Here is a 13,647-nt window from a genome sequence, read left to right on the forward strand (position 1 = left end):
AAAGCCATTATCTCCTGTGAAGTCAATGTTTTGGAAAAAACGAAGCCAGTTGGGCATATTGATTATCTGAGATGACAACTACTTTAATATCTTTATCTTGCAACATTCGATAAATTTTCTCGAAGTGCTCCACATCATAGGTATTGTCAGAGCACAGAAATGTATCATCCGCATCAAATGCCACTAATTTGATTATCTTTTATCCCTCCTCTTTACCTCCATTTTACACTAAGAAACTTAAAAATTCCTATGATTTTTGACGAGAATCATTCCTATCTCTTTTTTTAAAATACAAGAAGAAGCATTTTAACGAAGAAATTGTAGCTACACTTATCTCTTTTGAAATCTAGTACGAAAATAAGTGAATGGTTTCTCTCAGCTCGTCTGCAAGAACTTTTTCTTTATTTAATTGGAGATAAATTTCTAATAAGCACGAACGAACATTGGAAAACTGTATAAAGTCTATTGAGTTTTCTAACGGAAAGCTAAGCGAAGTTAACCAAACCGCAACTCTGGTTTGTGAGAGCCTCTCATTTAAAACAGCTTGATAGATTACTCGTGCCAAACGCCAATCTTCATCACTAATAAAGCGCCAATCCACTCTTTTAAAAATCTTTTCTAATACTTGAAGAACCTCATTTACTCGTGTTATAGGAAAATCTGGATGACAGATAATCTCAACTAAAAGATCTGCACCATGAGCAAAGGCATGCACCCAACCATATTCTTCAGAATAACCAGTGCTATCATTTTCATACAATAAATAAGACAGACCTTGTTCAAATAGAGCCATTCTTTGATGACTAGAAAGTCTTTTAAAATAAAGTGAATTTTTCTTAGCATCTGCATTTAGCAAATTAGCGAATAATAAAGCCGTAAAAGATCGAATCAGAGTAGCCTGACCAACTTCTTCCTTTTTATACAAAAGCCCCTGTCGTTTAAGAGCTTCAACCACTACAAAATCAAACTGGTCCTTTGTAAATAACTGTTCTTGTATGGCTCTGGCTAGAGAAACAAAGATTAAGTCATCTCGTATTTTATAATTTGGATGACCAATATGATCTAACATCCAAAGGATTTCTTCTTGTTGATAAATCGGCATATCCTGTGCTAATTTTTCTTTTAGTATTTTTTCCATATCTTTCCTTTTCAATTAGATTATTAGAAAAAGTCATCCGAAGATGACTTTTCTTTCTTAAATAGCATTCTTATCAAAGCCAAGTTTGCGTTGGATAAATTTGACAATTTCTACAATGATAATCATTGAAAAACTGCCAATAAGGACTGCTGCCCATTGTGAAAGATCCAATTTTGTCACATGAAAAATTCCTTCTAGTGGCTCAATCAAAATAGTAGAAGCCAACAAGATAAAGGAGACCAAGATAGACCAATTAAAGGTTTTAGACTTGAATGGTCCGACCGTCAGAAGTGATTGATAAACAGATTTCACATTAAAAGCGTGGAAGAGTTGAATTAATCCAAGTGTTGCAAAAGACATGGTTAAGGCATCTGCATGAATAGCTCTCATATCCCCAACATGAACAGGATTCATCAAGGCATAGGCATAAACCCCTAACACTAGAGCACCTTGCAAGAATCCTTGGTAAATAATCGAGCTCATGACACCACCTGAGAAGAAGCTAGACTTACGACCACGCGGTTTATGCGTCATCACACCTGGCTCAGCAGGTTCAACTCCCAGAGCAATGGCAGGGAAAGTATCTGTCACTAAATTAATCCAAAGTAGGTGAACCGGCTGCAGCACATCCCAACCAAAAAGAGTTGCTAGGAAAATAGTCAAAACTTCTGCCGTATTGGCCGAAAGCAAATATTGAATCGTCTTTTGAATGTTAGAGAAGACTTTACGGCCTTCTTCAACAGCCACGATAATCGTTGCAAAGTTATCATCAGCCAGAATCATGTCAGAAGCACCTTTCGAAACTTCGGTCCCAGTGATTCCCATTCCAATACCGATGTCGGCTGTCTTCAGGGCTGGGGCATCATTGACACCATCACCGGTCATAGCAACAACTTTACCTTGATGTTGCCAAGCTTTGACAATCCTCACCTTATGTTCAGGAGATACCCGTGCATAGACAGAGTATTGGCCAACAACTTTTTCAAACTCTTCGTCTGACAATTCGTTAAGCTCGGCACCAGTCATGACATGGTCTTTACTATCATCATTGATAATTCCTAGACGTTTGGCAATAGCTTCCGCTGTATCTTGGTGATCACCTGTAATCATAATCGGACGAATGCCTGCTTCTTTCGCAACCCGTACAGCTTCTGCAGCTTCTGGACGTTCAGGGTCAATCATGCCAATCATACCTGTGAAAATTAAATCATTTTCAAGAACTGTAGATGTTAGATTTTCCGGAATTTCATCAATAATTTTGTAGGCGCCAGCCAACACGCGCAAGGCTTGATGAGCCATACCTGAGTTATTATCTTTAATCAGCTGGGTCGTTGCCTCATCAATCTGAGCAATAGTTCCTGCCTTGTCACGAGACACACAACGTTTTAAGAGTTGATCTGGCGCACCTTTTACAGCAACCAAAAATCGACCGTCTGGCAAAGGATGAATAGTTGACATGAGCTTACGTTCAGAATCAAACGGCAACTCTGCTACACGAGGATACTGTTGCAAAAAGGCCTTGACATCATACCCTTTATCTAAAGCATACTGGATAAAGGCTGTTTCCGTTGGATCTCCAATGAGTTTCCCCTCTTGGTCGATTTTAGTGTCATTAGCAAGTACAACCGAGCGTAGCAAAGGCAAGTCGAGTCCGAGGTCAATAGCTTGTTTTGCTTCGTGCAAGCTACCATCATAGAAGACTTTCTCAACTGTCATTTTGTTCATAGTTAACGTACCAGTCTTATCAGAAGCAATAATTTCAGTAGAGCCAAGCGTCTCAACTGCAGGAAGCTTTCTGACAATGGAATTTCTCTTAGCCAAAACTTGGGTACCAAGTGCCAAGACAATGGTTACAATAGCAGGGAGCCCCTCTGGAATTGCTGCAACGGCAAGTGCAACTGATGTCATCAATTCTCCCAGTGGATCTTTTCCTTGAACGAATACACCAACCACAAAAGTGATAGCTGCAATAATTAAAATCGCATAGGTGAGCACTTTTGACAGACCATTTAGATTTTGCTTGAGTGGAGTATCTGTTTCATCAGCGTTCTGAAGCATACCAGCAATATGACCAACTTCCGTATACATACCTGTATTGACAACTACACCCATTCCCCGTCCGTACGTAACATTTGAATTTTGGAAAGCCATATTGATGCGGTCACCCAGTCCTGCATCTGCAGCTACATCAACAGTCAGATGTTTTTCAACAGGAACAGATTCACCAGTCAGAGCTGCTTCTTCGATTTTCAACGTGTTCGCTTCCAAAAGACGCATATCAGCAGGTACCACATCACCAGCTTCCAGTATAACGATGTCTCCTGGAACTAATTCCTTAGAATCCACTTCTGTCACATGTCCGTCACGCAGCACGCGCGCAGCTGGGCTAGACATAGATTTTAGTGCTTCAATTGCTTCTTCTGCCTTGCCTTCTTGATAAACTCCAAAAATGGCATTAATAATGACCACAGCTAGGATAATAATCGCATCTGCAATATCTTCACCACCTGAAGTCACAACTGAAAGAATAGCAGCAATCAGCAAAATGAGAATCATCAAATCCTTGAATTGCTCAACGAATTTCATCAGAAGGGATTTTTTCTCTCCTTCATCTAGTTCATTGCGACCGTACTCATCTAAACGCTTAGCAGCTTCATTGCTTGTTAAACCCTGCTCAGAAGTTTCCAAATTCTTTAAAACTTCTTCCGAACTTTGCGTATAAAACGCTTGGCGCTTTTGTTCTTTCGACAAAATAGTTCCTCCTTTAATCTCTTTTTGACAAACAAAAAGAGACCTGTTTACTGTAACAAGTCTCGCTGTTTCATACAAGGCCGGAAATTGCTTTCGTATTGACGACCTTGTAACGGATATCCCGCTAGCTACTCCCTTGAGTGTCTTTATTATATCAAATTTTTTGATTTTTTCAAGCAAAAAAGTTCAGTAACTGCCTATTTTTACTCAACAGATAACCAGCTGAAATAAATAAAATAATCACTATGAAGTTTGGCAAAATTGAATCTAAAGACATATTGTCTCTGATTACGAAAAATCAAATACATCTACTGACAACCAACATAGCAACTATTGCTAAACTGGGAATCATTTTTCTCTATCCTATTTCCAGGAAATCTCCATTTGATAACTTGCAAAAATCTGCTCACTATCACGTGTTCTCAATTGATAATGAAGTTCAAGTACTTGTTTTTTCAAATCAACTTGATAATGACTGGTTTCCGTGATGAATTGCTGCATGCCAACTGGCGTGGGAATATCAACCACGGATTTCCCTCCTTTGATAAACCGCATCAAAGATTTAGGAGTAGAAAATCGTGTCATAGTCAGTTCTTTATCATGAAATTTCAGCACTACTTGTTCATTTTCTTCATTTTTAAAGACTAAATAGCAATAAGACCCTTTTTGCATCCATTCTCCATCATACCTTTGATCAATTTGTTCTACTTGTTCATCGAACTGAATCTGATTTCTGATTCTAACCTTCACACTACAAACTCCTCATTTACTAGTTCTCTTTTTCTATTTTACCAGAAAATGTCAAAGATTTCTTCTCGTCTTTCCCTTAATTTTTTCAGTGTGGTCTTCTTCTGTTTATGGTATAATAGAGCCATGATTGAAAAAGTATTTCGTGATCCCGTGCACAATTACATCCATGTAGATCACCAAGTTATCTATGATTTAATAAATACCAAAGAATTTCAACGACTGCGCCGCATTAAACAGTTAGGAACTTCCGGCTATACCTTTCACGGCGGTGAACACAGCCGTTTTTCACATTGTCTTGGAGCTTATGAAATTGCACGTCGAATCACAAAGATATTCGACGAAAAATACCCAGAAATTTGGGATCAACACGAGAGCCTCCTAGTCATGACGACTGCCCTCTTGCATGATGTAGGTCATGGTGCTTATTCACATACTTTCGAGCACCTCTTTGATACTAATCACGAGGAAATCACACGTCAAATTATCACAAACCCTGAAACAGAGATTAACCAAGTGCTGATTCAAGTTGCGCCTGATTTTCCTGAAAAAGTAGCCAGCGTTATCAACCATACCTATCCAAACAAACAGGTGGTGCAACTCATTTCCAGTCAGATTGATGTGGATCGTATGGATTACCTCTTGCGAGACTCTTACTACACAGGTGCTTCTTATGGACGATTTGATTTGACACGAATTTTACGTGTTATTTGCCCTGTCGAAAATGGCATTGCTTTCAAACGCAGCGGTATGCATGCTGTGGAAGATTATGTCGTCAGTCGTTATCAAATGTATATGCAAGTTTATTTTCATCCTGCTAGTCGTGCGATGGAGGTACTCTTACAGAATTTACTCAAACGAGCTAAATTTCTCTATGAAAAGCAGAAAGACTATTTTTTGCTTTCTTCTCCCAACCTTATTCCTTTCTTTGAAAAAAGAGTGACTTTGAAAGATTATTTAGCATTGGATGACGGCGTGATGAACACTTATTTTCAAGTCTGGATGAGTAGTCCTGATACGATTTTATCGGATTTAGCACAGCGTTTCATCAACCGTAAGGTCTTTAAATCTATTATTTTCTCTGAAAAAAATGAAAAACAGCTGAATATCATGCGGAATTTAGTTGCAGAAGTCGGCTTTAACCCCGACTACTACACGGCCATTCATCGTAATTTTGACCTACCTTATGATTTCTATCGCCCAGATGTCGAAAAACCTCGAACTCAGATTGAAATCGTGCAAAAAGATAACAGTCTCGCTGAATTATCCACTTTGTCGCCTATTGTTGAATCGCTAGCAGGAACAAGACATGGAGATAATCGTTTCTATTTTCCAAAAGAAATGCTGAAAGATGCTGGACTTTTTAGTGAAAATAGTAAAACTTTCTTGTCGTATATTAAAAACGATCAATTCATATATGGAGAATCACACAAACATGAGTATTAAACTAGTCGCCGTTGATATTGACGGAACCTTATTAAATGGCAAAAAAGAAATCACTCCAGAAGTCTTTTCTGCTATACAAGATGCAAAAGATGCTGGGGTAAAAATTGTCATTGCAACCGGACGTCCTATTCCAGGAGTGAGGAATTTGCTTGAAGAGTTGCATCTAAATGAGCCAGGAAACTATGTCATTACTTTCAATGGTGGGTTGGTTCAAGATACAGTCACAGGAGAGGAATATATTAAAGAATCCTTGTCTTATGATGATTATTTGGATATTGAATACCTCAGCCACAAGCTAGGAGTTCACATGCACGCTATCACTAAAGACGGCATTTATACTGCTAACCGCAATATTGGAAAATATACTGTTTACGAAGCTGGTCTGGTCAATATGCCAGTTTACTATCGCACCCCAGAAGAGATGATAGACAAAGAAATCGTCAAAATCATGTATATCGACGAACCAGAAACGTTAGATCAAGCAATCACGAAACTTCCTAAAGAATTGTACGATAAATACACACTCGTAAAATCTGCACCTTTTTACTTAGAAATTGTCAAAAAAACTGTCAACAAAGGAGCTGCAGTCGTGCATCTGGCAGAAAAATTAGGATTGACAAAAGAAGAAACTATGGCGATTGGTGACGAAGAAAATGATCGTTCTATGCTAGAAGTCGTGGGAAATCCTGTTGTAATGGAAAATGGAACTGATGAACTGAAAAAAATCGCCAAATACATTACCAAATCAAATGACGAATCCGGTGTTGCATACGCTATTAGAGAGTGGGTTTTAAACTAATGTACACTTATAAAATCGGAATCTCTGTTCAAGCACACGATGATTTTGTTAAGCAAAGTTCTCAAACCAACTTACTTCAAAGTGCTTCTTGGGCAAAGGTTAAAGATAACTGGGACAATGAACGAATTGGTTTTTACAAAAATAATCAATTAGTAGCCTCGGCTAGCATTCTCATCAAGCCGCTGCCACTCAGTATGACCATGCTCTATATTCCGCGTGGCCCTATTATGGACTATCAAGATCAGGAATTGCTACACTTTGTTCTGACTTCTTTGAAAAAATTTGCTAAAACTAAAAAAGCTCTTTTTATCAAGTTTGATCCTAGTCTTTTCTTAGTTCAAAATCAAAGTGGGGAAGAGAGACAGGACAATCCAAAAACTCTTGATTTGATTAACAACTTGCAAAAAGCAGGTGCTATCTGGCTTGGACGCACTGAATTATTGGATGAAACCATTCAGCCACGCTTTCAAGCAAATATTTACAAGGATAATTTCAGCGAAGAACTTTTATCGAAAAGCACACGACAAGCCATTCGCACTGCTCGCAACAAAGGTATTCAAGTCCAGTTTGGTGGTTCAGAGCTTTTGGACGATTTCTCTGCTTTGATGAAAAAAACAGAAAACCGAAAAAGTATCCATCTGCGTGGTCAAGATTATTATCAAAAACTGCTGGATACCTACCCTGAGCATTCCTATATCACACTTGCAAGTATTAATTTAAACGAGCGTCTAGAAAGTCTCCAAGTACAAAAATCCAAAGCTGAAAAAGAAGCTAGCAAATTTACTGAAAAAACCAAGCCCGGTAAAATTGAAAACAACAAGCAGGAACAAAAACGACTGCAAGAAGAAATGGACTTCTTAGCAGAAAAAATGACTCAAGGAGCCATAACAGTGCCTCTATCTGGAACTTTGGTTCTCGAATATGGAACTACCTCTGAAAATATCTATGCTGGGATGGACGAAGAATACCGCCGCTACCAACCAGCTATCCTGACTTGGTACGAAACCGCTAAACACGCTTTTGAACGCGGAGCTAATTGGCAAAATATGGGCGGTGTTGAAAATGATTTAGACGGCGGGCTTTACCACTTCAAGTCTAAATTCAACCCGACTATTGAGGAATACGCTGGTGAATTTAATCTCCCAACCAACCCTCTTTATCACTTATCAAATATCGCCTATACTCTGAGAAAAAAATTCCGCAGTAAACACTAAGAAAGGAATTACATGACATTCAAACGACTTCGTCAGGAAGAATTTGTAAAACATAGCACTTCTTGCGCTCAACGTTCTTTTATGCAGACGGTAGAAATGGAGAAGCTCTTATCAAAACGCGGCTTTACTTGTCAATATGTAGGATATACAAATGAGCATGACGAAGTGACTGTTTCGGCTGTACTCTACAGTATGCCCATGACAGGTGGACTTCACATGGAAATAAATTGCGGCCCTGTTTCAACAAATCCTCATGACCTGCAACATTTCTACCATGAACTCAAGACCTACGCTAAAGAAAATGGTGCTTTAGAGCTAATTGTCAAACCGTATGAAACATATCAAACATTTGACAGCAATGGCCAGCCAAGCTCTCCAGAAAGACCCGAGTTGATACAAGAATTGACGGATTTGGGCTATGAATTTGACGGCTTACAGACTGGCTATCCTGGTGGCGAACCTGATTGGCACTATGTCAAAGATTTAACCGGACTGACTGAAAAGGATCTGCTTAAATCCTTCAGCAAAAATGGCAAATCAACCGTCAAAAAGGCGAGTACTTTCGGCATTCAACTAAAAAAACTGAAAAGAGACGAATTAAATATTTTCAAGGAAATCACTTCTGCCACATCCGAACGGCGTGAATATAGCGATAAAGCATTAGATTATTATCAAGATTTCTATGATGCTTTTGGCAATCAAGCGGACTTCATGATTGCAACGCTTAATTTTCAAGATTACTTGCAACATCTGCAAAATGATCAAAAAAAACTAGAACAAAAGATCAAAAAATTAGAAGCGGATTTAGAAAAAAATCCTCAGTCAGAGAAGAAGCACAATCAACTGCGTGAATTCTCTAGCCAATTTGAAAGTTTTGAAACACGCAAAGCTGAAGCGCAAGAATTGATAGATAAATATGGAACAGAGGACCAAGTTCTTGCAGGCAGCCTCTTTATCTATACACCACAGGAAGCGACTTACCTCTTTAGTGGTTCCTATCCTGAATTTAACAAATTCTACGCCCCAGCACTTCTCCAAGAATATGTCATGAAAGAAGCTATCAAACGAAATATTCCTTTCTACAACTTTTTAGGAATTACAGGTCAATTTGATGGTTCTGACGGCGTTCTCCGTTTTAAACAAAACTTCAATGGTTACATCGTTCGTAAAATGGGCACTTTCCGCTACTATCCACAACCACTCAAATTTAAACTTCTTCGTCTTCTTAAACAACTTTTAAGACGCTCTTAAAACTCTCAAAAAGTTGTTTGAGAGTTTTTTAATATAGTATTTTAGATAAGGATTATCAGATATGCTTAAACACTTTATCTCAAAAAAGCTATTAGTCATTTACTTTCTGTTTATCGTGCTGACATGGGTTGAGTCGGTCTTAAATCCTACCCTCGTTCGGATGATTATTGATAGTTTTCAAGCGAAAAATTTAATGATTCTCTGGCAGACCTTGCTACTAGGAATTTTGGGAAATATCCTGATTCTCTTGGGTTTAGCAGGAAAGCGTTATTACTATGCTAAGGTCATTGCTGACTTTAATAAGAAGCTAAAAGGAAAGATGTTTGCGGCTTTTCTTTATGACAATCAACTATCAGATAAAGATATTCTTTCCGATTTAGAAAATGATGTGAAACAGATAGAAGAAAATTATGTAGAATCCACTTTGATTATCATTGGTTCTCTTGGTTTCACCTGCGTCTCTATCGTTTATGCTTTATTGACAAACTTCTGGTTAGGAGCCATTTTCATCATTTTCTATGCCATTCCAGCTCTATGCAGTGGAATTGGCTCCAAAAAACTAGATCGGCTATCTGAGAAAAAATCAACAGTCAATCAAGACTACATCTCTCTGCTGTCTAGTTTTATAGCTGGTTCTAGAGTGATCAAAAACTATCATAGCCAGGCTTTCTTTTACACGATTTTCCAAAAGAAATTATTCAACAATATGGATCAGAATGTTCAGTTTGAAAAACAAAGAACGATAAACAATATTCTAATCAATACCATTGATGTGTTTTGCTCCGTTTTTCCCATTCTTATTGGCGGTTTTATGACTTATTATGGCAAGCTAACTCCAGCTAGTTTTGTCGCTATTTACCTTGTGTCTTACAATATCGGTTATCAATTTCAAGAGCTATCTTATTTCATCAATACACGAAAATCCAGTAAAAATCTCTGTGATAAATACCAATTTTTAGCTGAAAGTAAGAACAGTGATGAAAAAGTAGTTATCAAGAATTGTTTTCCAATCCAATTTGAACGGGTTTCTTTCAGTCATCAAGGGAAAGTCATTCTCTCTGATTTTTCTTTCACCATTCATTCTGGAGAAAAAATTGCTATTATCGGTGAAAGTGGCAGTGGAAAAACGACTTTATTAAATGTACTATTTGGCTTTTTAAAACCGGATTCTGGACAAATTACTTTTAATGGAAAAGATTTGAACCCTGAAGCAAGACAACAAATCGGGTCTTACATTTTACAAGAAAGTCATTATTTTGATAACCTTTCTTTTTATGACAATATCAGTTTAGGTGAGCCCCTTCATTCTGAAAAGATGCAAGAGATTTTAAGAAAGGTACATCTTCTCCATCTAAAAGATAAAGAAAAAATCAGCAATCAAACTTTATCCGGCGGCGAAAAACAACGATTAGAAATCGCTAGAAGTCTTTATCATGAGAAAGACTTTATTTTAGCAGATGAAGTAAAATCAAATCTAGATAGTCGAACAGCAAAGGAAATCGAAGATGTCTTATTTTCACTTCCACAAACGGTTATCGAAGTCATTCATCATTACTCAGATGAAACTCTAAAGCGCTATGATCAAGTGATTGAATTATAAATTTAAAAATAGTAAAAAATCGCAAGGATTTATCCCTGCGATCTTTTGTTATTGCTTTTTCATTACAACTTTTCTGGCACGGCTTTTAGTAACTCTTGAATAGCTGCTTGGTTGCTTCCGCCAGCCATAGCCATATCTGGTTTACCACCACCACGACCATCTACAATTGGTGCTAATTCTTTAATTAAATTACCAGCATGAATCTCCTTTGTCTTACTAGCTACAAGGACATTGACTTTCTCACCAATAGCTGCCACAAGGACAAGAACATCTGAATAGTCTTTTTGTTTCCAAGTATCGGCAAACGTACGAAGGGCTCCAGCATCGGATACAGAAACTTGACTGGCAATAAAGCTACATCCGTTAACTTCGTGAACGTTCTTGAAAATTTCACCTGAAGCTGCTGCCGCTGCCTTTTCTTTAAGTTCTGCATTCTCTTTTTGTAATTGGCGAAGTTGGTCTTGTAAAGCTTCAACTTTACGCGAAATCTCTTTCATTTGTGGGACTTTTAATACCGTTGCAATAGCTTTCAAAGTATCTTCTTCCTCACGATAAGCTTCAAATGCTTCTTTACTTGTCACAGCGAGAATGCGACGAGTTCCTGAGCCGATTCCCTCTTCTTTGATAATCTTGAAAAGACCAATTTCAGAAGTATTTTTCATGTGAGTACCACCGCACAACTCAATAGAGTAATCTCCAATTGTCACCACACGAACTTCTTTTCCGTATTTTTCTCCAAAGAGAGCCATCGCACCCATTTCTTTAGCAGTATCAATGTCTGTTTCAATAGTTTTAATGTCAATCGCTTCCCAAATTTTTTCATTAACTTCTTGCTCAATGCGACGTAGCTCTTCTGCTGTAACTGCTTGGAAATGAGTGAAGTCAAATCGAAGAAATTCTACTTCATTGAGAGAGCCTGCTTGCGTTGCATGTTTACCTAAGACATGATGAAGAGCCGCATGAAGTAGGTGTGTTGCAGTATGATTCTTCATCACACGGTGACGACGATCGTGGTCAATTTCAAGTTTATACTCATGGCCTAACGTGAGTGGTGCTAGCACTTCTACCGTATGGAGCGGTTGGCCATTTGGGGCTTTTTGAACATCTACAACTTGGGCAACGAGTTGACCTTCAGAGTCAAAAATATGTCCATGGTCTGCCACTTGTCCTCCCATTTCAGCATAAAAAGGCGTCTCTGAAAAAACAAGGTAAGCCTTCCCAGTTGAAACTTCTTCAACTTCTTCGTCAGCTGCCACAATCGCAACCAAATTTGCGGATAAGGTTTCTTTTTCATAATTAAAGTGGCTTTCAGCTGTGATGTTTTGCAAGGTTTCATTTTGCATGCCCATAGAGCCACCTTTAACAACGCTAGCCCGCGCTCGTTCTTGCTGCTCTTTCATAGCAAATTCAAAACCTTCACGATCTACTGTCATATCTGCTTCTTCAGCGATTTCTTGGGTCAACTCTACTGGGAAACCATAGGTATCATAAAGTTTAAAGACATCAGTTCCTGAAATAACAGACTGTCCTTTTGTTTTTAGTTCCTTTACAATACTTTGTGCAAAGTGTTGACCTGAATGAAGTGTACGAGCAAATGATTCTTCTTCACTTTTGACAATTTTTTCGATGAAATCTTGCTTTTCAAGCACTTCTGGATAATAACTTTCCATAATTTTTCCAACTGTTGGAACGAGTTTGTAAAGAAAAGGCTCATTGATTCCTAATTTTTGACCATGCATAGAAGCTCGACGGAGCAAGCGGCGCAAAACATAGCCACGTCCTTCATTTCCTGGAAGAGCACCATCCCCAATAGCAAATGACAAAGAACGGATATGGTCTGCAATGACCTTGAAGCTCATATTATCTCCGTCTGGATTATAATTCTTACCGGATAATTTTTCTACTTCGCGGATAATTGGCATAAAGAGGTCTGTTTCAAAATTTGTTTTTGCTCCTTGGATAACCGCCACCAAACGCTCTAAACCTGCACCTGTATCAATATTTTTGTGAGGTAGCTCCTTATATTCACTCCGTGGGATAGATGGATCTGCATTGAATTGAGACAAAACAATATTCCAAATTTCAATGTAACGATCATTTTCAATATCTTCTGCAAGTAAACGAAGTCCTTGATGTTCAGGATCAAATGCTTCTCCACGGTCAAAGAAAATTTCTGTATCGGGCCCAGAAGGTCCTGCCCCAATTTCCCAGAAATTATCCTCAATTGGAATCAAATGGCTTGGATCTACACCAACTGAAATCCAACGATTGTAAGAATCATGATCGTCCGGATAATAAGTCATATAGAGCTTATCTTTCGGGAAATCAAACCATTCAGGGCTGGTTAAGAGTTCAAAGGCCCACTCAATTGCTTCATCACGGAAATAATCACCAATAGAAAAATTTCCTAACATTTCAAACATGGTATGGTGCCGCGCTGTTTTTCCGACATTTTCAATATCGTTCGTCCGAATCGCCTTCTGCGCATTTGTAATTCGTGGATTTTCTGGAATAATAGTACCATCAAAATATTTTTTTAACGTTGCTACACCAGAGTTAATCCACAGCAAGGTTGGGTCATTGACTGGCACTAAACTAACAGACGGCTCTATAGCATGCCCTTTTGAAGCCCAAAAATCTAACCACATTTGGCGTACTTGAGCGCTCGATAATTGTTTCATTTTTTCTTCTCCTTAAAACT

Annotated in this window: 10 protein-coding genes; 5 read left to right on the forward strand and 5 right to left on the reverse strand. The window is 38.3% G+C overall.

Annotated features, from left to right (window positions below; genetic code table 11):
* Positions 1 to 22: 22 nt before the first annotated feature.
* The 4 genes from PCY10_RS04325 to PCY10_RS04340 all read right to left on the reverse strand — a co-directional run bounded on the left by PCY10_RS04325 (position 23) and on the right by PCY10_RS04340 (position 4,639).
* A complete protein-coding gene (locus PCY10_RS04325; protein ID WP_158459865.1) occupies positions 23 to 184 on the reverse strand; it encodes an HAD hydrolase family protein in 162 nt (53 codons plus the stop codon).
* Between the two features lie 162 nt (positions 185 to 346).
* On the reverse strand, positions 347 to 1,138 hold the full coding sequence (locus tag PCY10_RS04330) for a DUF2785 domain-containing protein (protein WP_021002934.1): 792 nt from the start codon (positions 1,136 to 1,138) through the stop codon (positions 347 to 349).
* Between the two features lie 57 nt (positions 1,139 to 1,195).
* Positions 1,196 to 3,889, reverse strand: coding sequence for a cation-transporting P-type ATPase (locus tag PCY10_RS04335; protein ID WP_021002935.1), 2,694 nt, complete (start codon positions 3,887 to 3,889; stop codon positions 1,196 to 1,198).
* Between the two features lie 363 nt (positions 3,890 to 4,252).
* On the reverse strand, positions 4,253 to 4,639 hold the full coding sequence (locus PCY10_RS04340) for a DUF1934 domain-containing protein (protein WP_021002936.1): 387 nt from the start codon (positions 4,637 to 4,639) through the stop codon (positions 4,253 to 4,255).
* Positions 4,640 to 4,762: 123 nt separating this feature from the next.
* Here PCY10_RS04340 and PCY10_RS04345 point away from each other — a divergent pair, with 123 nt between their 5' ends.
* The 5 genes from PCY10_RS04345 (at position 4,763) to PCY10_RS04365 (ending at position 10,946) form a co-directional block, all read left to right on the forward strand.
* Positions 4,763 to 6,082, forward strand: a complete 1,320-nt coding sequence (locus tag PCY10_RS04345) for an HD domain-containing protein (protein WP_021002937.1) — start codon at positions 4,763 to 4,765, stop codon at positions 6,080 to 6,082.
* Entirely contained in the window at positions 6,072 to 6,881 is an 810-nt protein-coding gene (gene yidA / locus PCY10_RS04350; protein ID WP_003073272.1) for a sugar-phosphatase, read from the forward strand. Before PCY10_RS04345 ends, yidA begins: the two co-directional genes overlap by 11 nt.
* Positions 6,881 to 8,095, forward strand: a complete 1,215-nt coding sequence (locus PCY10_RS04355) for an aminoacyltransferase (RefSeq protein WP_301558898.1) — start codon at positions 6,881 to 6,883, stop codon at positions 8,093 to 8,095. The genes yidA and PCY10_RS04355 overlap by 1 nt, the downstream gene beginning before the upstream one ends.
* A 12-nt stretch (positions 8,096 to 8,107) precedes the next feature.
* Positions 8,108 to 9,346 (forward strand): aminoacyltransferase, encoded by a 1,239-nt coding sequence (locus tag PCY10_RS04360; protein WP_021002939.1) that lies wholly within the window; start codon positions 8,108 to 8,110, stop codon positions 9,344 to 9,346.
* 61 nt (positions 9,347 to 9,407) lie between these two features.
* A complete protein-coding gene (locus PCY10_RS04365) occupies positions 9,408 to 10,946 on the forward strand; it encodes an ABC transporter ATP-binding protein (RefSeq protein ID WP_021002940.1) in 1,539 nt (512 codons plus the stop codon).
* 62 nt (positions 10,947 to 11,008) lie between these two features.
* Here the strand turns inward: PCY10_RS04365 and alaS are convergent, their stop codons facing one another.
* A complete protein-coding gene (gene alaS, locus PCY10_RS04370) occupies positions 11,009 to 13,627 on the reverse strand; it encodes an alanine--tRNA ligase (protein WP_021002941.1) in 2,619 nt (872 codons plus the stop codon).
* Between the last annotated feature and the right edge of the window lie 20 nt (positions 13,628 to 13,647).

The sequence above is a fragment of the Streptococcus sp. SI1 genome, assembly GCF_030439945.1.
Taxonomy (GTDB): domain Bacteria; phylum Bacillota; class Bacilli; order Lactobacillales; family Streptococcaceae; genus Streptococcus; species Streptococcus intermedius.